Origin of the sequence: Ruegeria sp. ANG-S4, from assembly GCF_000814005.1 — a bacterium.
Lineage (GTDB): Bacteria > Pseudomonadota > Alphaproteobacteria > Rhodobacterales > Rhodobacteraceae > Ruegeria.
On the sequence record NZ_JWLK01000001.1, the window covers coordinates 1,397,993 to 1,417,746 of the forward strand.

The 19,754-nt window shown below is 58.4% G+C and carries 17 protein-coding genes; 2 read left to right on the forward strand and 15 right to left on the reverse strand.

Features of this window, described 5'->3' with window-relative positions; all coding sequences use genetic code 11:
* Window position 1: 1 nt before the first annotated feature.
* The 4 genes from RA28_RS06970 to RA28_RS06985 form a co-directional block, all read right to left on the reverse strand.
* Window positions 2-526, reverse strand: a complete 525-nt coding sequence (locus RA28_RS06970) for a hypothetical protein (protein WP_039524977.1) — start codon at window positions 524-526, stop codon at window positions 2-4.
* A gap of 26 nt (window positions 527-552) precedes the next feature.
* Window positions 553-2,826 carry a TOMM precursor leader peptide-binding protein gene (locus RA28_RS06975; protein WP_052261318.1) on the reverse strand — a complete coding sequence of 758 codons (2,274 nt, stop codon included), beginning with the start codon at window positions 2,824-2,826 and terminating at the stop codon, window positions 553-555.
* A gap of 14 nt (window positions 2,827-2,840) precedes the next feature.
* Complete coding sequence (locus tag RA28_RS06980; RefSeq protein ID WP_039524980.1) at window positions 2,841-3,071, reverse strand: hypothetical protein; 231 nt, start codon at window positions 3,069-3,071, stop codon at window positions 2,841-2,843.
* A 197-nt stretch (window positions 3,072-3,268) separates the two neighbouring features.
* Entirely contained in the window at window positions 3,269-4,561 is a 1,293-nt protein-coding gene (locus tag RA28_RS06985) for a cytochrome P450 (protein ID WP_039524983.1), read from the reverse strand.
* A 29-nt stretch (window positions 4,562-4,590) separates the two neighbouring features.
* On the opposite strand from RA28_RS06985, the gene RA28_RS06990 reads away from it, so the two are divergent.
* Entirely contained in the window at window positions 4,591-5,892 is a 1,302-nt protein-coding gene (locus RA28_RS06990; protein WP_039524986.1) for a SagB family peptide dehydrogenase, read from the forward strand.
* Window positions 5,893-6,162: 270 nt separating this feature from the next.
* Window positions 6,163-7,911 carry an AAA family ATPase gene (locus RA28_RS06995; RefSeq protein WP_193747358.1) on the forward strand — a complete coding sequence of 583 codons (1,749 nt, stop codon included), beginning with the start codon at window positions 6,163-6,165 and terminating at the stop codon, window positions 7,909-7,911.
* Window positions 7,912-7,932: 21 nt separating this feature from the next.
* Here RA28_RS06995 and RA28_RS07000 read toward each other — a convergent pair whose 3' ends face one another.
* The 11 genes from RA28_RS07000 to RA28_RS07050 all read right to left on the reverse strand — a co-directional run bounded on the left by RA28_RS07000 (window position 7,933) and on the right by RA28_RS07050 (window position 19,748).
* Window positions 7,933-8,988, reverse strand: coding sequence for a TAXI family TRAP transporter solute-binding subunit (locus RA28_RS07000; protein WP_039524991.1), 1,056 nt, complete (start codon window positions 8,986-8,988; stop codon window positions 7,933-7,935).
* A 26-nt stretch (window positions 8,989-9,014) separates the two neighbouring features.
* Window positions 9,015-11,483 (reverse strand): hypothetical protein, encoded by a 2,469-nt coding sequence (locus RA28_RS07005; protein ID WP_039524994.1) that lies wholly within the window; start codon window positions 11,481-11,483, stop codon window positions 9,015-9,017.
* Window positions 11,484-11,707: 224 nt separating this feature from the next.
* Window positions 11,708-12,403: an RraA family protein gene (locus RA28_RS07010; protein ID WP_039524997.1), complete on the reverse strand. Its 696-nt coding sequence runs from the start codon at window positions 12,401-12,403 to the stop codon at window positions 11,708-11,710.
* Complete coding sequence (locus RA28_RS07015; protein ID WP_039525013.1) at window positions 12,396-13,100, reverse strand: alpha/beta fold hydrolase; 705 nt, start codon at window positions 13,098-13,100, stop codon at window positions 12,396-12,398. The genes RA28_RS07010 and RA28_RS07015 overlap by 8 nt, the downstream gene beginning before the upstream one ends.
* On the reverse strand, window positions 13,101-14,228 hold the full coding sequence (locus RA28_RS07020) for a cobalamin-independent methionine synthase II family protein (protein WP_039525033.1): 1,128 nt from the start codon (window positions 14,226-14,228) through the stop codon (window positions 13,101-13,103).
* An 11-nt stretch (window positions 14,229-14,239) separates the two neighbouring features.
* Window positions 14,240-14,842, reverse strand: a complete 603-nt coding sequence (locus RA28_RS07025; protein WP_039525041.1) for a class I SAM-dependent DNA methyltransferase — start codon at window positions 14,840-14,842, stop codon at window positions 14,240-14,242.
* The gene (locus tag RA28_RS07030) at window positions 14,839-15,798 is read right to left on the reverse strand and encodes a cupin domain-containing protein (protein WP_039525042.1); all 960 of its coding nucleotides are present in this window, start codon (window positions 15,796-15,798) and stop codon (window positions 14,839-14,841) included. Before RA28_RS07030 ends, RA28_RS07025 begins: the two co-directional genes overlap by 4 nt.
* Before the next feature lie 152 nt (window positions 15,799-15,950).
* Window positions 15,951-16,922: an ester cyclase gene (locus RA28_RS07035; RefSeq protein WP_039525044.1), complete on the reverse strand. Its 972-nt coding sequence runs from the start codon at window positions 16,920-16,922 to the stop codon at window positions 15,951-15,953.
* Window positions 16,919-17,932 carry a LacI family DNA-binding transcriptional regulator gene (locus RA28_RS07040; RefSeq protein WP_039525046.1) on the reverse strand — a complete coding sequence of 338 codons (1,014 nt, stop codon included), beginning with the start codon at window positions 17,930-17,932 and terminating at the stop codon, window positions 16,919-16,921. Before RA28_RS07040 ends, RA28_RS07035 begins: the two co-directional genes overlap by 4 nt.
* Window positions 17,932-18,696 (reverse strand): SDR family NAD(P)-dependent oxidoreductase, encoded by a 765-nt coding sequence (locus RA28_RS07045; protein ID WP_039525050.1) that lies wholly within the window; start codon window positions 18,694-18,696, stop codon window positions 17,932-17,934. Before RA28_RS07045 ends, RA28_RS07040 begins: the two co-directional genes overlap by 1 nt.
* Window positions 18,696-19,748 carry an ester cyclase gene (locus RA28_RS07050; RefSeq protein WP_039525052.1) on the reverse strand — a complete coding sequence of 351 codons (1,053 nt, stop codon included), beginning with the start codon at window positions 19,746-19,748 and terminating at the stop codon, window positions 18,696-18,698. The genes RA28_RS07045 and RA28_RS07050 overlap by 1 nt, the downstream gene beginning before the upstream one ends.
* Window positions 19,749-19,754 lie beyond the last annotated feature (6 nt).

A 19,754-nucleotide genomic window follows, 5' to 3' on the forward strand; every position in this document is an offset into this window, starting at 1 on the left:
TTCAGAACGCGTTTTCGGGTACGTCGTAGGAAATCCGCTCGAAGGTTTGCGACACAACATACCGAAACCCGTCCGTTTTGCCGTTTGCGTCGCGCGGCACAAAGGGGCCGATTATTCGACGTTGATTGGGATTCAGGAAGTATTGGTTGTTATAGTAGTCGCCGTTCGGAAAGTTGAGGTGAAACAGATAGATACTGGGCGAACTTTCCACACCATGGACCTTGATGTCGCCGGAGACAGAGACACAGGCTTTGCCGGTCACCTCCAGATCGAACTCGCGCAAAACAAACAGGTCCTTCATGGTTTCGCCGTGCTCGTGCTCGGACACAAGCTCATCCAAATTGCCCAGGTCCTCCTGCCGGTAATGCATGATCTTGCCGGGCTCCTTCCAGTCGATCGTCAGGATACTGGGGCCGGTATACAGATACTTGCCCTGGTCGTCATACATGATGGAGTGCCCCGTCCACATGCCAATCATAATATCGAAAGGAATTGCGTAATCGAAAGTTGTTGAAGAGGTGGCCATGCGTTGTGTCCTTGTCCGGGATGTTGTCAGAACTGAATGATATGAGGGTTCAGGTTTTCTTCGGTTTTTTGCGTTTCAAGCCAGCCCTGCCGGACGGGTACGTCATATAGTCGACCGGGCCCGAAACGGGCCCAGAAGTGGCGCAGACCAGGGGCAACCACGCGAACAACCGGAAAGCCCACGTCAAGTCGGGTTTGATCCAAAACCAGCACATCGATTCCGCGTGCCTCAAGCAGGGATATGCAGGTTTCAATATCAGTCAGCACATCATCGCTCGCCAAAGAGCGGTGATCATTAATAGACGCCCAACCCGCCCCCGTATCAGGAGTCAGATAGGGAGAGTTCTCCAGCGTTACGGTCCGCCACCAGTTCACAGATTCACTGCTGCCCAAATAGGTCATCTGGCCGGGCGAACCGCCGGTCTTTGGGACGGCTTCCAGTGATTGATTAACCTCGGTCAACGCGCGGGACAGGGCGGTTTCGGGGTCCAGATGGCAGCCAAAGCCATAGATGATATCCTGTTCGGCCTTGTCGGTCCGTCCCGAAATCGCAGCGAAAGTCGGAATGCCGATGTCGCTTGTCACGTCAATGACGTCCAGCGTTCGGTTCAATTGACTATATCGGGCCATCATGCGGGCGGCGAAAGTGTCGCCGCAGCCGTCGAGTTTTACGCCGGGTCGGACCAAACGGTTGTACCACCAGATTGCCACGGCGTCCCGTTCGACAAGCTCCAACAAACCCTGCAGGATGGCGTCTTCGATCGTGGCCCCGGCGGCGCACCCGTTGGAGTCCGCCCGCCCGAAGATGGGGCCTGTTCCCTGATACCCGAAATAGCACATGGAGGTCGGCAAGTAGCGTACGCTCTGCGTGCCCAGCGACCAAAGCGGGGTCCACTCGATTTCGGCCTCGGGATCAAAGGGTTCTGGCACCCAATGTGCCTTGTGGTCTTTCAGGTTGCTAGTTTCTCTGTTTGCGAATTGTCGGGGGCTGTAGCCCATGCAATCGTTCGGCGCGATTGCGTGGCCTTCATGGTCGACGAACCGGGCCATCTGCCGTGGCTCGGTTCCATCAAAAACGCCAGAATACCGTTCCAGGGATTCAGCAACGGCACTGATGCGCGCCTGCTCGGGTGTGCGGCCCTTGCCGCCAGATCGCCGCCTGAGCCCTTCGCGGAGGAAAAAGCGCCTGTCATGCATGTCAGAAAAATTGTGATCGGCAGAATAGGTTGGCGTGACCCAGTCTTCGCCTTTGACGGGGCCGCTTCGAGTTCCAGGCTTCACCGTTCCTATGATCCCGGTTATCGGGCTGACATGGCGGTCTAGCGTCTTCAGGACTTTGCCAGCCTCAGTGGTTCGGTGCCCGCCATCCGTTCCGCGCAGTTTGGGTCTTGATTTCAGATCCAGCCTGCAAGAATGGGCTTGGCGATTTGCTTCGCCGCAGGCAGGGCATTGTGGCCTTCGGGTCAAAACGTGGCTTTGCCGCTCCAGCGTCAGGCGATCCGTGCTGATAACCCGGTCCGCCAGAACAGATGATCCACCAACTCCGATCCACCGCGTCACTTCGGTCGCCACTTCGGCCAGTGCAGGCAGTGCGGATGACCCAATGCCCGATGTCGGGACGAGCGGGAAACCGTCGCGCCGTTGCATCTGATGCGCGAAATGAACTTCCGCCCGTTTGTGCCAGCGCAGGCGGTGGGCAAGGCATTCCCAGCAGGCGGTTTCACGCGGAACAAATGCCGGTCCCAGCCAAGATTGAATCCCACCGGGCTTGACCAGAACCCATGGTTTTCCTTCGGCAATCGCCTGCCGGTTCCATTCGTCCAGTTCAGGCGCAAGGTAGCTGTCTGTCACGACGACCCTCAATGCCCCGTGATCGACAACCCGTAACCCGTTTTGCTCAAGCAAATTCTGCAGGTCTTGCCTGGAGTTTTTGCCAAGGCACAGGATGTCAACAGACGTGGCCAGCATACGCTCGGCGGCCTGCGCGGCGTTGGTCCCAGCGAGGTCCCAGAACGCCTGTTGATTCCGCGGTTTCGACGCGGTGTCCTCGGCCAAAAATCCATGCCGCTTCAACAGGTCAAGCGCAGCCAACACGTCTGCGCTGGCGTGGTGCCGGCACATCCTTTCGAAGATATCCTCGACCTGATGCGTGCCATCCAGCAATGGCGCAAGATCGGAATAAATCCGGCCTGTCAGACTGACATGGCCCTGTTCGCTGAACAGATACAAGCCGTCGTCTGGGTCGACGATCGGCTCGATGCTGGATTTGAAACGCGGTGCCGAATTGGCACTGTCATACATGGGCGCATGCGCCCTTAGCAGCAGGCGGGTGGGGCAACTGCGGAATCGTGGGTGTGAAGGTCGTCATCCGAAGCGTCGCTGGGCTTGTCCCCGAGGTTCACGATCTTTGTGAACGTCTTTCCGACCTCATCGCCGTATGCCTTGACCGCTGACGTCGGGTCCTGTTCCAGCAAGGTCCGGAATTCCGGGTCTTTCCATGCTTTTGCGTGCATCTTGCCCCAGTCGTCATTTGTTGGTGCGCTCATCGAATTTCACTCCCTGTCGTGTGTATTTTTGCCGCCTGCTTTCGGCACAACGGCGCTGCAAAGCCGGCATATTTCTGCCTATTGCATTGAATCAACCTTTTCACACGGCACAACAGCAATCAAGCGACTTATTGGCCACCTTGTGCACGCCTAACGCGTATTCCGGGTATTGTTTGTTCAGGCGTGTTTTTTGTGCCTCAGATGCGGGGTTGCAGGTCGAATACCTCGGGCTCTGCGGCGCTGGGCGTCAGGGACCAGCGACCGGTGATCGCGGCGATGATCACGGTCATCTGCAAAAGCGACTGCGCCGCCGCGATGCAAACTCTTGGTCCCGCGCCGAAGGGCATGTACGCCTTGGCAGCGGTCTGGGGGATGCGGCCTGCGGCGAACCGATCCGGAATGAAATTCGACGGGTCAGAAAAGTATCGCGTGTCCCGGTGAAGTAGTCCGGGACTTACCCAGAGACCGACCCCCTGGACCATTTGGCAACCAGCGGTTTCGAATCCGCGCGATACTTCGCGGTACAGGATTGGTGCCGGGGGTGACAAGCGCATGGATTCGCGCAAGATGGCCATTGTGCGGCTTGCGCCAAGGACCTGAGCGCTTGGTTCCGGGGCGCCATCTATCGTCATGGCATCTGCGGCCACTTGTTCGTCCAATGAGTAGTCGTGTACATCGCGCCAAAGGGCGGTCAAAGCGAGGGGGATGGTCAAATGACCGGCATAAAGCATCTGAATGACCTCGCCCGCAATATCCTGTCGCGTCAGGGTTTCAGGGTCCGCCAAATGCATCTGAACCAAGGCCGACAAAACATCACCGCGATCCTTAAAATCGCCAATGCGCGTGTCGATAATCGAGCGTACGCTATCCATGTCTTTCGGTGCGCGCGGGCGGGTCATCCGAAGCGCACCGGGCGTTATGTCGGCAGGCGATGTAAAATCCTCGCCATACCCTTCGGCAAAGGGCACCAGACCACTGCGCCCACGACCATCTGCATAACCTTCAAGATCGGCATCTATGACTGTGCGCAATGCGATACGTGCGGTCAAAAGCCGAATTTCGTGCGGCAGATTGACAGAGCTGCGCCCAGCCCAACTCTCGGCCATGGACCGCGCCAGTTCGGCGGCGATCAAAAGGCGTGGTTTGCGCAAAGCCGCCCGAAAAAGCGGCAACAACTGATACCGGCGTGCGCGCCACACGTCGGGGTCGTCCAGCGTGGTCAGACCATCGCCCCAATGGCCACGATTGGAGTCGCGCAGAAAACGCGGCTTGCGCATATGCGCCTCATGAAAGCGAAAGAGGTCGCGCACCAAGTCGCCATCGTTGACAAGTACGATGGGCCCCGTGCCCAGATCGAAACTGGCAACGTCGCCAAAGGTATCGGACAGTTGGCCAAGAAAACCCAAGGGATCGCGTTTGAAGAATTCGGCATTCAGACGGGCGTGCTGTGCTCCGGACGGCCCCGGCGGCAGATCGGACAACCGGACCATCACTGGACCACCCTGCAGGGGATGTTCTGATGCCGCAAGCTGAACCCTGGTCCTATGGCTTGGTGCGCGACGTTGCGCTTGAGACGTCGGAAGATCATGTCCTCATTCGGACCCCCGCCAGAACCCTGCGATTTGCCGGCAAGGAAAACGCCGAACTCGTCAGGCTGTTGGCAAAGGGCGACGCGGCGGAGGACGCTTTGGGCGCCGCCGTAAACGCGTCCGATATGTGTGCGGCCCTTCTGTTCCGGCTTGACCAAATTGGTTTGTTGATCCGCTCGCTGCTGCACGAGGGTCGGAGAATTGCGGCATGCGTCCCGCACCGCGCACCTGAACACGGCTTGCCGCAATCTCTGTCCGCCCCCACGCTGCAACTGTCGTCCCGGGTGATTTTGCAACCAGTCGACCTTGGCTACCGGGTTTATGTTCCAGGTAGCTGGGCGGAAATTGAGATACTGGGCGCGGGATCGTCGCTGCTGTTGTTCGATCTCGCGCAGGGCATGGACGCAAAAGCAATCACTGCCGCCCGGTATGACCTCGATCCATTGGCGCTGGACACTTTGCTGCGCATGTTCCAGTGGTGTGGACTGCTGGACACGTCCAGCGCGCCGCACGTTCCAACGCACGAGGCCCTGTTTCACAGCCGTACTCGAACCGGGTTCTCGCGGTCGCCAATCGGTAAAACGGGTGAACCTCCATCCATCAAAGCCGCAGGATCTGCCCCGCAGATTGAACTGCCAATGCTGAACATCGCAGACCTGATTGCCCGCGATCCGCCTTACGCGTTGGTCTCGCAGCGGCGCAAAAGCCAAAGAACGCAAGGATCCGACCCAATATCCCGTGAACAGCTGGGCGAGTTGCTGTTTCGTTGTTTCTACACGGGAAACGGCCATCATGCCTATCCCAGTGGTGGCGGACTCTATCCACTGACTGCGCATCTTGTCGTTCATCGTAGTGACGGCCTGGCATCTGGGCTTTACAGCTATGATGCCGGGCATCATGGCCTGAACATGATCGCCGATATCAACCCGTCTCTCAAGGCGCTTGTGATGGAGGCCGCTTCGGCTGCCGACACGACGTCGCCGTCGCAGATACTGCTGGTGCTGTCCGCGAATTTGAACGAGATGCGATGGGTTTACGGCGATCTGGCGTACTCGCTTGTGCTGAAAGAGGTTGGGGCGGTCTTTCAAACTGTCCAACTGGCCGGAGCAGCAATGAACCTGGCTGTTTGCCCACTGGGAACGGGAAATTCGCTGCGATTTGCACAGGCTTCCGGCCTGAGTGAATTTGATGACCCATCGGTTGGGGAAATGCTGATCGGGTCAGCAAAGTGACACCCGACAGACGGGCACTTTCAAGTCTTGGACCATGACGAACCGAGCTGCCGCTCTACATGAGCCTAGATTTATCGCTGGTATTCCGGCAAAATATCGGGCGAGGGGAGGCCTTGGCTTTCTCCCACCTGTAAGGATTGGGCGGATTTTGCGCCCGGCGGCACAGATGTCGAACATTCGATGTCGAAACCCGCTCAGCCAGAATCCGGTACAGGGCGGTAACAAGTTTGGTGGTACGCAGGGCGAACGTTGGGGGATATGGAAGGCACAATGGCGCAACCGGAGGTTTCCTCGGGGGCGAATTTCGGGTCAGAGCAGCCCGGTTCGATGTATTGGAGCGCGGCGCACAAGCTTGCGTTTGAACGGCTGACGTTTGCAGTGACCAGCGGCGCGCCGATGACCGTATTTGTCGGTCGCGAAGGAACGGGCCGGACGCGGCTGGTTCGGGAACTGATCGCAACCAATACGTCTGACTGTGTCATTCGCTTGATGAACAACCCCGATGGTGTGGCGGGTGAGGTGTTTTCTGATGTGCTGTCAGCCTTCAACCCCAAGCGCGCATACTCGGACGACATTAACCGTGACCGCGAAGAGTTGCTGAACCTGCTGCAGTCTCTTCACGCCGCCGGTCGGTTTCCGGTGCTGGTGGTGGACGATGCAGATCAAATGTCGAACCTTTACCTTGGCGAGCTTTGCGAACTTTGCTCGCAAAGCGTCGATGGGCGCCCACTGCTGAAACTGCTTCTGGTGGGGCGGCCGGGCACGACGGATATTCTGTCTGGCGTTCGACCGGACCTGACCGGTCCCGCGTTTACCCTGGAATGCCTGAGCGAGAAAGACGTCGGCGGCTTTCTGAGAGCGCGGCTTGACGAAATTGGTCTGACGGACCGCGCGCTCAGCAAAAACGCTGTATCCGAGGCGTTCATACTAACCAGTGGAATTCCCGCACGGCTCAACCGGCTGTGCGAGGGATTGAAGCAGAACGCAACGCTGACACGGTTCGCCACAAAGGTCGATACACGGGAAATAGACAAGGCCCAGATGCGCAAAATCGGCGCCCTTGTCCGGATCAACGAGCTTGGCCAGAAGGCTCGGGACCAAGGGTATCTGGACAATGAAAGTGATGTAGACGGCGCGACACTGGTCAGACGGACTGGTGTGGAGGCTGAAGAAGGCCCGCTGCGCGATGCTTCTGATACTGGTGGAGCGGAACAGCCTGATAAAGCGCGAACCGGTCTGGGTATCAAAACTCTGTTTGTTGGGGGCGTTATCGTCGTTTTGGGCGCCGGCATGTTGCTGCTACTGCCGGGATCGCAGGCGTTTTTTCAGGACCGCCTTGGCACAACGCAGGGTGAAGCTACGGAGCCTTCCAGTATCCAAGAGCCAAGTTCGGAAAATGTGGCCCTTGAGGCCACGAGCGCCCCTGCACCCGACCTTGCGGCAGAGGCGAAAGCCCGTGTGGCACTGATCGCCGACGCGCTTGCGACGACGGATTCGACAGCGACAGGACAGTATCTTGCAGCGCTTGACCTGGCCGAAACGACGCCGGAGGCGGCGACCGTTGCGTATGCCCGGGCCGCTTTGGCCGGGCATGCCCGCTCGGCCTACTACCTTGGTCAGATCTATGAAACGGGCGAGGGTATTCCTGTGGATTTGACCCTCGCCCGCGCCTGGTATCGACTGGCAGGACCGCAGATCGAAGGAGCGGCAAACAGACTGGATGATCTTCAACCGTCGGCGGCAGAAGGTGATGCAAACGCTCCGATACCGCTGTTTTCAAACCGCACGCCGGACGGGTACCTGGAATTGGTGTGGACAAGCGGACAAGGGCCGGACCCATCGGCTTACCGGATTGAACTCTCTTCGCGGACAGATGATCCGGTGCACCATATCCCCGAAATGACCATTTCTGCCGTGCGCGTGGCCGCGCCGGATCAAGTGCAGGAATGGCGCGTCATAGCCCTGACCGCCGATGGAGATGACGTAGCCGCATCGCCATGGATGGCAATCGACCCGTGACAGTGTCACGGGTCGGTCGCTTCAACATCCTATGACAGCACAGATCCTGTTGCGATAGGCGGCGTTCGCCTCGCTTTCGATGCTGGGTTGCTCGGTCGTTGCAACCGGCCCGCAGCTTAGCTCGTATCCCTCACCCAGACCCAAATTCACGCATTCCGAGATGTTCCACCCGGGTGGGATGTCATTCAGGTCCACATCGTTCCATTTTGGATGCCCCGACTGTTTCAGCGTCTGGAATTCCTTGGCAATCAGATGGGCAACGTCAGACACAGCTTTGCAACTTTGCCGGTGATATGCGTTGCGTGTCGGCGTGTATTCGTAAGTCATCAAAACGGCTTTGACCGCCACCACGTCGATCGTGTCCTGCTGAAACGGATAGGTTCCGGCTTCGATCTTGGACGGTGTGTAAACCGCAGCCAGCGTTGGGTCCGTCACTGGCAAAAGATGCAGCTTTTCCGGATCAATCTGGTCGGTCTGGAAGATCTTCGTCGGTGCCCCGGCGACATAAAAGAATGCATCAATGCTCCCGTCCAGAAGCATCTGCAATGAGGTGTCGGCGTTGACCGTCAGCCGTTCAGACGGGGTCACACCCGCCAGATCCAGCACCAGCGATGACGTCAGAAACGTACCGCTGTCCTCCACACCGACTCCCACGCGACGACCATTTAAATCCGAAAGCGAATTGATATCCTTTTTCGCAAGGATGTGGACTTCTTCGTTGTAGAGAGGAAAGGCAATTCGGACGCCAAAGATGGCTCGTGCAATTTCCGGATCCTCGCTGGAATAGGTTTTCAGGTATTCCAGAACGTCACTTTGCACGATGCCCAATTGAGTGTGGCGGCGTTTGCGAACGCCCAGGAAATTCTCAAGCGAGCCGGCGCTTTCGCGTACATTCAATTCGATCCCGCATGCAGCGGCCAGACCACTCAGATCACCGCCGATTTGGATATACGTCCCGGTAGGGCCACCGGTCAAAATATTGCGTTCGAAGGCCGACGCAGACGACGATAATAGCACGCTTGCGGCGGCAACCGCCGCGGTTTTGGCAAGAACGCCCGCCAGCTTAAAAAGACCCATTTTCACCTCCCTAAAAACAACAGAATTTAACAGAATTCTCCGGATTTGACCAAATGAAGCAGCGTATGGCGGTTGATTTCGCCCGTCGCTGATTGCAACGCGTTTACGGCGCAGGTCCCGCTTGCCAATTCGGCAGCAAGCGCCTCAACGACATCGACGGGCAACTCGGCAAGACCCGGCGCACCATTCAGGATTATACGCACCGTTTCGATAGGTTTGCTGGGACCCGCGGGTGCTGGGATCACAACGGCGACGGGTGCGGGTGCGTCGCTTTGCGGCTCGGGTGTTGTTTGGGCCGTCGGCGCGGGGTTCGATGCAGCCGAAAGACGCGACTCCGCATCCAGCGTTTGCCGCTCGAGCTCTGCAAGGTTTGCCGCGAGCCCGGCCAATTCATCTCGGTAAGCAGCCGTTTGCAGGCGCAGCGCGTCCAATTCTTGCCGGGCTTTTGCGGTACTAGCTTCGGTCTCTGTCAGGACGGCCTGACTGTCCCGCTGTCTTTGCTCGGCAATTTCAGCGTCCTGAGCGGCTTGTGCCTTGGTCGCCTCAACCTCAGCCAACTGGTCCTGTGCTGTATCGCGCTGCGACGTAGCTTCGGCCAGTTCCGATCTGACGCGTTGCAAATCCTGCTTCGCGGTCCCGAGTTCACCCTGAACCGACTGCAGGTCTGTTTCCGCATCTGTGACCTGCACAGAGATGTCCTGCAAAGTCTGTTCGGCCTCAGCAACTTGCGTCTTCTGTGCGTTTGCCGTCTGGATGTCTGCGTTCAGTTGGGCAAGTTCGGTTTGACCGGCCGCCAGATCACTTTGCAATGTGTCCAGCTGTTCCTGCGCGGTGGCCGCAATGCCTTCGGTTTGTTGCAACTCCGCGGCGACCTTGTCGTGTTGCGCACGAAGGTCAGCCAGTTCGTCGGTTATCGTGGAGCGGGCTTCCGCATCTTCACTCTTTGCCGTTTCAAGCGCACTTTTTGCCTGAGCCAATTCTTCCCGCAACCTTTCGACGTTTCCCGCTACCTGATCCTGGTCTTGCTGCAACGCGTCCAATGCGGCGACCAGATCAAGGCGTACCTGGTCTCCGATCTGCAACTCGCCGGACAGTTCTGTCAGCCGGGCTTCGTTCTGCGAGATTTCAGTGCGAGTTGCTTCGGATTGCGAACGCAGGTCCTCCAACTCGGCCTCTGACTGCGCGCGGTCCGCTTGGTCCTGCGAAATTTCGGCCCGTATACCCTCAAGCCGTTCGCGCGCCGTTTCTATTTCTGTTTCAATCGCCTGCCTTTCCGTCAGGAGTTGACCAGCGTTTTCTTGCTGTTCCTGAACCCGCGCCAATTCTGCGCGCGCCGCGGTCAGGGCTGTTTCGACCGTCTGCTGTTCTTCCTGCGCTGCACGCGTTGCGTTTTCGGCGCTCGAACGGGCGGCGGACAAAGATGCGATTTCCACCGACACTGCTTCCCGGGCTTCATCAAGCTCGGTTCTTGCCTTGTCCAATTCGGCCTGCGCCGCAGCCGTTTCATTTTGAATTCCCGTCAGATCCGCCTCGGCTGATTTCTGTTGATCCAGCAGGGTCTGCAGCGATTGCTGAGCGGATGTAATCTGTTCTGCCGATCCTTCGGTGTCTTCGGACAGTTTGGCCCTTTCTGCGCTCAGGGTCTCCAGTTCCTGTCTGATCTGCGACTCTTCCTCGCGCCGCATATTCACAACCCGTTGCAGCCGTTTCAGATCGTCAGTGACGCCAACCAAGTCCTCTTGCAAGGTCGACAATTCAGACTGAGTCTGATCCATCTCGGCCTGTTTTTCGACGACGGTTGCAGTGAGTTGTTCAAGCTCTTGCTGTTTCGTGACAAGGTCGGACTTAGCCGTTTCAATGCTGGCTTTTGTTCCGCTCAACGTCTCGTTCAAAGCATCCAGCTTTGTGCTGGCTTCGACCTGGCTGCGTGTCAGAGTGTCGACCTCTTCCTTAAGCTGGCCTGCCAGCAGACGGTCGGCCTCCATCTTGCTTTCAAGATCACGCATTTCCAGTTTCATCTGTTCCAGATTGCCGACCTCTGCGGCGGCTGTTTCGATCTGAATGTTCAGGTCGGCAAGCTTTACACTGGCGTCTTGCGCGCTGGTCTCCAATTCCACAAGCTCGGCCCTGCGCCGTTCCATCGTTTCTTCGTTCGCTTGCGTCTCGGAAGCCAGTTGACTGCGCGCCTCTTCCAATTCGGCAATGCGCGATGCGTTTTCCAACCGTTCGCTGTCGACTGCGGTGATCTGCGCCTGCAACTCAGCCAGCTCGGTTTCGGCTTGTACAACGTCCGCGGCCAAAGCGTCTTTGGTCGACCGGGCGCGGTCGATTTCTTCCTGTAATAAAGCCAGAATTTTCCGAAGAGAGGCCGCGCTTTGTGTTGGTTCTGCGGACGCGCCAGAGGCCTCTGCGGCTTCCTGCGCCAGAACAGCTGGGGTTGCCGCACCAAAACAAACAACAAAAAATGTCAAAACAATCAGGCGCGACGGGACCATACGCCAACTCTCCACACGAAAAACAACTCGATAAGTGTCTCACAAATTTGCGAAAAAGTCTAACTTCGGTCATGCGCGGAAATGTGGTGCGCACAAACCGAATGATGAGACATGACGCATTGCAATTTCCGTCAGCGCAAGTTTGCAGCGGGAAAACGACAATATTCGCCCGACCCGAGAGGCGATTGCACACGGATCAGTATGAAAAAGCCGAAAAAAAACGATTACGTGCGTGCGCGTTCGAAAGCAGCCCATGCGGTTTCGAACGCGGCGAAATCAAATCCCTCGGCCCGCGCCGGTTCAAGGATCAGCTTTTCGGTTTCTAGCAATTTGTGGATCGCATCTGCCAGATTGGGGATGACCTCATCAGGAATGACCAGCGCGCCATGCCGATCCGCATGAACCAAGTCTCCGTCTTGGACCACCATGCCAAAAACTTTCACTGGCGTGCCGACTTCGCGGACATGGACAAAGGCGTGGCTGGGCCCAATCGAGCCCGCCAAAACGGGAAAATCTGCCGGCAGATCACCAAGGTCGCGCATCACCCCGTTGGTCAAGGCTCCCGCCAGTCCGAACCCTTTGTGAACGGTTGTATTGATTTCCCCCCAATACGCACCGACGGCATTTTCGCCATCTACGTCTTCGACGACAGCTAGTGCCGGGCGGGGACCATCGGACATGTGGCGATAGTATTCCATGCGCCGCGCCCTGATTACATCGGCGGGTTCGGTGGGTGGGTGAACCGCTGCTATTTTTGCCGTTTTGGCAAAACCCACAATCGCGCCAGCCTCTGGGTCGCTGCAAAGCACCGTTCCCCGCGTGTACCGGTCAAAACCGCGTGCGCCTTGTGCGACTTCGATCGCATTGCATACAGTCGGCGTGTCAACGGCTCTCAACAAGGCCAGCAATTCTTCATTCATTGTCAACTTCCTTCAGCCAGCGACCAAGGGCGCGGGTGGTTTCAACGGGTTTTTCCAGGGTCGGCAGGTGACCGGCACCGTCGACAATCACAAGTTCGGATCGCGGCAGAAGATCATGCATCAACTCATGCCGGGAGATTGGGCACAGCTTGTCTTCCCGCCCACAAAGCGCCAGCGCCGGTTTGTCGAAACTGCGCAGGGTCTCGGTCTGGTCTGGCCTATCGCGCAGCGCGACGGATTGTTCGCAAAAGACCTTGGGACCCAACGAAAGCGCCATGTCCATGCAAAGATCCAGAATTTCGGCTCGGTTGTCCCCGTCGCTCAGATAGTTTGGCTTCATCTCGTCCCGCATGACGCTGTCCAGCTTGCCCGCAAGAGCCCGCTCCATTTGCGGGCCACGGCGGGCCTGAACATCTGGGATTTCGGCCAGAGGGTTGGTGTCCAGCAAGGCCAACCCTTTCACGCGATCGGGCGCCTGTCGCGTGATCTCCATGGCCAGAATGCCACCCATGGACAGTCCGCACAGCGCGAAATGCGCAGGCGCGTCGCCTAAAATCGCGGCCGCCAGCCCAGACATGGTGTCACTGCCCGACACTTCGGGCACCCAAACGGTTCGGTCATCCGAGAACGCCTCGATCTGCGGCGCAAACAGGCGGGCGTCGCACATCATGCCTGGCAGCAGGACCAGTGGGGTCATTCAGGCCTCCGACACGGAAGCCGCGCCTTTCGACAAAGCCTCAAGCTTGGCGTAGGCGATGGCGGGGTCGACGGCACCGAACCCGGCGAATGTGCCGAAACCGCAATCGCTGCCCGCGATCACGCGGTCCGTCCCGACGATGCCGGTAAACCTTTCGATGCGCTGCGCAACAAGGTCGGGATGCTCGACAAAGTTTGTTGTTGTGTCGACCACTCCGGGCACAAGTACCTTGTCGTCGGGAATGTCCGCTTTGCGACCACGAAAGACCGTCCATTCGTGACCGTGGCGCGGGTTTGACGTCTCGAACAGAACATAGCGGGATTTGGTCGCCATCAGCGTATCGAACATCTTGGACATCGGGATATCGCAAAGATGTGGCCCCTCATAATTGCCCCAACAGATGTGCACCCTGACGCGGTCCTTTGGCACGTCCGACAGGGCGTGGTTAAGCGCGTCCACATGCATCTGCGCGACTTTTACAAACTCATCGTCGGTAAGGTCGGTAAACAACATGTGCCGCGACAACGCCAAGTCCGGGCAATCCAGTTGCAGGTCCAGACCAGCGGCAACGATTGTCTCGTATTCCTCTTTCATCGCATCGGCCAGCGCTGCCAGATACGCCTCGCGCGTTTTGTAGAAATCGTTTTGAAGGAACAAGGAAATCACGCCCGGGCTGGCCGCATTCATAAAGCCGCGCGACACCCCGTGTTCGGCCATAGCAGCCTTGAGGTTGTCGATATCCTTGCGCAATTCGTCCTGCCCTTTGGACCGCACCTCACCGGTGCACATGGGTCGTGCGTATTGCGGCGTACCGCCGGAATCGGCCAGTCGCTGCAGAAAAGTCGGGAACATCTTCAGATCGGCGGGCGCGTTCCGGGGGCTGTCGCCTGAGAAGCCTGTATAGCGATCCTTGACGTAGGTCGCGTAGCTGATCTTGGACGTTTCTCCGTCCGAGACGATGTCAACGCCCGCATCTTTCTGCTGCTTGACTGTCTGGGACACCGCCGCGGTCATGCAAGCATCAAAAGCTGCCGGGTCATACGGCTCTTCACGTTCACGGGCAAAGATGAAATCAACCACATCCTGCGTGCGGGGCAGGGATCCGACATGTGTTGTTGCGACGGGCATGGGCGCCTCCTTCAAATCTTGCGTGCCATCAATACGCTGTGGCGTTCGGTTTCGGGATCTTTGGCCAGAAATCCCGTCATGCGCAGGCCGTTTGCCTCAAGGCAGGTGGCATAGCCAGCGGGCGAAAGCGACGCGTGGTAGACCTGTTCGGTTCCGACTGTTCCCTGCGCTTCGCCCTCGCCGGGTCCGACCGTAAGCATCAACATGCCACCCGACCGCAAGTGCCGCGACATGCGGGCGATGCAGCTTTCCTGCTCCTGGGCCGTCAGGTGAAAAAAGCTGTTCCAGGCGATTATGCCGTCGAATGTCTCATCGAAGTCAAAGTCACGCATGTCCGCCTTGCGCCAGTCGCCGTCGGGCCACCGTTGGCGCGCGATTGCCAGCATCGCGTCGGAAAAATCGACACCTGTTACCGTAAACCCTTCGGCCTTGAACCAGCGCGCAATCGGCTCGCCGGTGCCGCAGCCCAGATCCAAAACATGATCTCCCGGTTTCAGGCTTGCGGTGAAGCGCGCGAGCCAGCGCGCTTCGAACAGGACCCGCGACCTTTGCTGGTCATAGGCCGTTGCCTGCCGTTCATAGATGGCGTGCGTATCGTTTGGGTCGACCGTCATCCTGTCCAGGTCGCTCCCGCAGGGTCATCGGTTGCAGTAATACGATAAAGGCCGGCCTGACCGGTCATCGACGGCTCGACACAATACTGTTCGCCCGGCATGACCAAAGCGGTGTCGCCAACGGACAATTTGACCTCGTGCCCGTCAATGCCGACATGCCAGTGGCCGCTGGCCGGCATCAGGACGACAGGCTTTGCAGCCTCGACAGGTTCTGAGACGCAAGAGCCGCGCCCCAGGAAATCGACCTCGAACCCAGGTTTGTCCTTGATCATTCCGTTCTCGCCGATGACCACGGCGGGCGTGTTGGCGGACAGCGCCATCAGGTCCCAGTACCGGGCGACGTATTTTCCCACGACGTCCTCGACCGGAACCTCGGGGTAGGCCTTGAGTTCCTCATCGGTCAAAAGCGGCATGGGGTGCACGTTGTGAGGCAGGTCCTGGCCTTTTTTCGAATCGTACAGCACACCGTTGTCGCCCAGCATCAAGCCATGTGCCTGCGCGTCTTCGATCACCTGCGGGGCCCATGTGACCCCGCCACCCGCATCATCGCCACCAAGGATCGACATGATCATACCATAGTCCTGACCGACGTTCTCGAACCCGCGAAAGATACCGGTGGGAATGTTGAAAATGTCACCTTCCTCGGCAATGAACTCACCTGCCGTTCCGTAGCGGCCCCAGAAGAACCGCCAGCGGCCTTTGGCCACAAAAAACACCTCGGCGGTTGTGTGGCTGTGCAAAGAGTTGCGGCATTTCGGCGGTTGGCCTGCGGCGCCAATGTTGAAGCCGATCTTGTCGGTAATATGGACGTGCTGGTCCGGGGATTCAGAGACCCCGCCACCAATAATGGTAAAGTTTTCCTTTTGGTCCGAACCCGGCGTGTGGGCGTCGATGAAGGCCGTTTTACAGGGCTTCAATTCGCCGTAGCGGACGATGCGTTGTTGGACTGTGCTCATTTTCTTTCTCCTTGGAATTCTTTGGGTTTGGATGGCTCAAACCCCTATCCGGGAGGTCGATTGTTCAGCCGCCGCGCACGCAGACTGGCGCGGTGCGTGTGAAAGCGACGGGCGGCCTGACTAGCGTCCAGATATGAGACCAAAGCGGTCACTCAAACGTCTCCGGTCTGCAAGAGAATCTGTTTCCAGATGGCGACTTCATCGTACAAGCTGAACTCGCGTCGCAAACCCCAAGGGCCAAACTCGGCATGGGACATACCCATGACATGCACTTTTGCTCCGGTTGGTCGACCAAACGCCCCCCAGCCATCATGCTGTCCGTCCAGCGACCAGCGAACCGAGGCGCGCGGCGGCATCATGCCGCCATCCATCCCGATCTGGTGGTGAACCTTGAATCGCGCATCCGGGAAAGAGGACCGAAGCCCAATCCAGAACTGGCTGGCGGCCTCGCGTCCGATGGCCTGTTTCGAACCTGCATATTCACCAACGACCGCCCGGTCGTAATCCTCGAGGATATGCCGGAAGTCTTTGTTCATGATCCGGGTCAGAGTTTCGGCGTACCGGGCGCCCCATTCATTGTCGTTCCCTGTTCCATGGTACCCGCCATCGACATCGATGTCCGGCGTGAATGGGCGGCTGGCCTGATCTGGACCACCCTCGGCTGCGATCATGGCGCGGGTGTAATCCTCGGGCTCTAGCCCCAACTGGCGCACCAGCCCGCCATAGTCGCGCACCAACCACTCATCATAAATCGTTTCGCCTTTGGCGGCGCAATCGGCAATGACCCGCACCGTCCATTTCTTGCCGCTGGCCTTGCCGAACTGGCCATCCTGAAGATGCGTTGCTGTCGTCAGCAGCCGGTGAGAGGACAGATACCCGTGTTCTTCCGAAAAGGACCAGATGACATCTTCGCCATAAAGCTGCCGGTCCGGGAATTCGTGGCATGTCGCCATTGTCGCAGCGATAACGCCCTGGTTTCCGTGGCTGATGCCCATCGGAGTACGCACCGGGATCTCGGGTGCGTAATACCGGTTTAGGGTCGCTGTTCCGCGATCTTCCCAGATCTCTTTGGTGACCCCGAGGATATAATCGGGAAAATCTTTCCACTTTTCAGCGTATGTCATGGGTTGAAGCCTTTTGGTTTTCGGGCCGATCCGCGAATTTTCAACGGACCGGGTATTTGAATGCGCTCCGATGCCGAACCATGCTCGATACGCGACAGCAAAACGTCCACGGTCGCGTTGACCATTTTGTTGATCGGTTGGCGGATGGTCGTCAGGTCATAGGCGGGCCAGGCAGAGATTGGTACGTCGTCATAGCCGACAATGCTGACGTCATCCGGAACGGACAGTCCAAGCTCGAACCGCAATGTGTCCATTACGGCAAACGCCATGTGGTCGTTGCCCACAAAAATCGCGTCTGGACGATCTGTTGTGCTGCACAAGCGGCGGGCGATGCCCGACGCGATCTCTTGATTGTATTGTCCGTCTTCGATGGCGAAGGGTTGCAACCCATGGTCCTGCAGCCCGTCCACGAAGCCACGCATGCGGTCCACGCCTGTCGATGATCCTTGCCATCCGGAAATATGCGCGATTTTCCGGTGTCCGGCACTGGCGAGAAAATTCGCAACGGTGCGCCCGCCTTGAATATTGTCTGATGTCACCTGTGCCAGATTTCCGGTTTCGCGCCCGCGGTTGAACATGACGACCGGGATGCCTGCATCGTCGCACTGTTTGGCAATATCGTTGGTCATCGCTACCGAGGCCGTGATGATCCCTTCGACCTGATAAGACATCAGGTCCTCGACGATCTGCCCGACGCTGTCATCGTTTTTGGCCATGAACAGCAGGATATGATAGCCGCGGTCTTTCAATGCGCGATCCAGGTGTTCCAGCGCCATCGGATAGAACTGGTTCTCCAGATAGGCGACAACCACGCCGATCACGCGGCTTTTGCCCGTAATCATCGCACGCGCCAGCGTGTTCGGGCGATAGCCCAAGTCCTCTGCAGCTTTCATCACCTTGTCGCGGGTCGCGGCCGATGCAGACGCGCCCGGCGTGAAAACGCGGCTGACCGCAGACTGGCTGACACCCGCGCGGCGGGCAACGTCGAAGGATGTGACCTTGTCCGCCATCAGTCCGCCGTCCAGCCGCCATCCACCAGCAGCGATGTACCGGTGACAAGGTTTGCGGCGTCCGAGGCCAGATAGACAGCAGCACCGGTCAGGTCACTCAACTCTCCCACGCGGCCAAGCTTGATCTTGTCTTCAATCCAGGCGCGTCGTTCGGGTATCGCAAGCGTCTGCTCGCCCAGTGGCGTGCGAATGAAGGTCGGTGCGATGGTGTTGACGCGGATCGCGTGTGGTCCCCATTCGATCGCCATCGCTTTGGTGAACCCTTCAACAGCATGTTTGGTGCCGCAATAGACGGCACGGTCGATGCCACCGACTTGACCCATCTGGCTGGTGATGTTGATCAGGCTGCCCGGCTTGTTCGCCGCAATCAGCCCACGCGCCACCGCGCGGGTCAGGAAATAAGCGCCCCTGAAGTTCAGATTGCTGACCGTGTCGAAATCCGCTTCGGTCGTTTCCAGAGCTGGCGTGTGCTTGGCAAGACCCGCCGAATTGATCAGGATGTCGAAGGGACCGCTTGCGTCCACCGCGGCTTCGGTCGCGGCGACGTCCGCAACGTCCAGAACCAAAAGCCGGGCCTGCCACCCTTTTTCAGCAAACGCGCCGACAATTTCGGTCAACTTGTCTTCCGACCGCGCCGCAACCGTGACCTCGGCACCATGGCTTGCCAGGGCCGTGGCACAGGCCAGTCCGATACCCGAGGATGCCCCGGCAACCAACGCGCGTTTGCCGTCCAGACGGAAGGAAGGGGCAGGGGGCAAGTTCATCAGGCATCTCCGACAGGGAAGGGCACGCGTCCCGGAACCCGGGCTTTATTGAACTCGCGCAATCTGCGGAACACGTCTACCCCTAACTGTCTGTAGGCATCCAACATGTCGACCATGACCCAGTTCTCGCGAATGCGGCCATCCGCAATACGCCAGAAATCGAGACTGCGCATGGTAATCTTCTTGCCGGACGGTGCGATGCCCAGCCAGCCATCATGCGTCACTGTCTGAACCATGTCGGGCCAACCTGTGACCGCGGCGTAGGGTCCATCACCGAAAAAGTGATAGGTGATCTCGTCCAGGTACTGACCGCGATCCGGCATACCCGACAAAAACGGGATTTGGTGCCAGTTTCGGAAGCCGCGAATGCCACGGCAGGTTCCGATTCCAGCAGGGCCGTACCATGTCATGTTTTCATGCCAGAAACGCGCCATCTCCATCACTTCGGGTCCGCCCTGCGACGGGTGGCGCTTCATGTGGTTCAGCATGTCCACAATCAGGTCACGGCTGGCATTGCTTTCGACCTCGCTGCGGTCCGGACGGTTCAACCCGTCTTCTGCCGCCGGGCCCGGGATGAAAATCTCGGCCCCCAATGACGGAGACATGGGCCACGCACCGACCTGCATCATGACCTCGGGCAAATCCCAGATCATTTGCATCTCGGCCACTTTGCCATCAACGATGCGGTAGTATTCGTGAAACCGCATGTGAACTAGATGGCCGGATGGAGGAATGTCCAGCAATGGTCCGGCGAAGGTGCCCACATAGTGCCCGCCACAGCCGACCCAGTTTTGCCCGTGCTCGTCTTCCCCGGCCATCACCAGCCAGTCGCGCCGCTCGGCGTCGGGCCATGCCGTACGCAACGGTGTCAGGACATTCTCAAAAAACGCCCGTGGTCCAATCTGATCGCCAAAGGGGTGACAGCAATGAAAGACGGCGTCCGGGGCACAAAGCGTTTCGAGAACCTGCTGAACGTCGACGTCGTTCCAGTCATAAAGCGCGGCTCGCAGCGGGGTCAGCAGGGTCCGGTTGATGTCGTGTACACTTGGCATTCGGCG

Bases quoted from the DNA above. Each gene is read 5' to 3' on its own strand.
- RA28_RS06970 (WP_039524977.1), bottom strand. From the start codon at position 526: ATGGCCACCTCTTCAACAACTTTCGATTACGCAATTCCTTTCGATATT.
- RA28_RS06975 (WP_052261318.1), bottom strand. From the start codon at position 2,826: ATGTATGACAGTGCCAATTCGGCACCGCGTTTCAAATCCAGCATCGAG.
- RA28_RS06980 (WP_039524980.1), bottom strand. From the start codon at position 3,071: ATGAGCGCACCAACAAATGACGACTGGGGCAAGATGCACGCAAAAGCA.
- RA28_RS06985 (WP_039524983.1), bottom strand. From the start codon at position 4,561: ATGGTCCGGTTGTCCGATCTGCCGCCGGGGCCGTCCGGAGCACAGCAC.
- RA28_RS06990 (WP_039524986.1), top strand. From the start codon at position 4,591: ATGCCGCAAGCTGAACCCTGGTCCTATGGCTTGGTGCGCGACGTTGCG.
- RA28_RS06995 (WP_193747358.1), top strand. From the start codon at position 6,163: ATGGCGCAACCGGAGGTTTCCTCGGGGGCGAATTTCGGGTCAGAGCAG.
- RA28_RS07000 (WP_039524991.1), bottom strand. From the start codon at position 8,988: ATGGGTCTTTTTAAGCTGGCGGGCGTTCTTGCCAAAACCGCGGCGGTT.
- RA28_RS07005 (WP_039524994.1), bottom strand. From the start codon at position 11,483: ATGGTCCCGTCGCGCCTGATTGTTTTGACATTTTTTGTTGTTTGTTTT.
- RA28_RS07010 (WP_039524997.1), bottom strand. From the start codon at position 12,403: ATGAATGAAGAATTGCTGGCCTTGTTGAGAGCCGTTGACACGCCGACT.
- RA28_RS07015 (WP_039525013.1), bottom strand. From the start codon at position 13,100: ATGACCCCACTGGTCCTGCTGCCAGGCATGATGTGCGACGCCCGCCTG.
- RA28_RS07020 (WP_039525033.1), bottom strand. From the start codon at position 14,228: ATGCCCGTCGCAACAACACATGTCGGATCCCTGCCCCGCACGCAGGAT.
- RA28_RS07025 (WP_039525041.1), bottom strand. From the start codon at position 14,842: ATGACGGTCGACCCAAACGATACGCACGCCATCTATGAACGGCAGGCA.
- RA28_RS07030 (WP_039525042.1), bottom strand. From the start codon at position 15,798: ATGAGCACAGTCCAACAACGCATCGTCCGCTACGGCGAATTGAAGCCC.
- RA28_RS07035 (WP_039525044.1), bottom strand. From the start codon at position 16,922: ATGACATACGCTGAAAAGTGGAAAGATTTTCCCGATTATATCCTCGGG.
- RA28_RS07040 (WP_039525046.1), bottom strand. From the start codon at position 17,932: ATGGCGGACAAGGTCACATCCTTCGACGTTGCCCGCCGCGCGGGTGTC.
- RA28_RS07045 (WP_039525050.1), bottom strand. From the start codon at position 18,696: ATGAACTTGCCCCCTGCCCCTTCCTTCCGTCTGGACGGCAAACGCGCG.
- RA28_RS07050 (WP_039525052.1), bottom strand. From the start codon at position 19,748: ATGCCAAGTGTACACGACATCAACCGGACCCTGCTGACCCCGCTGCGA.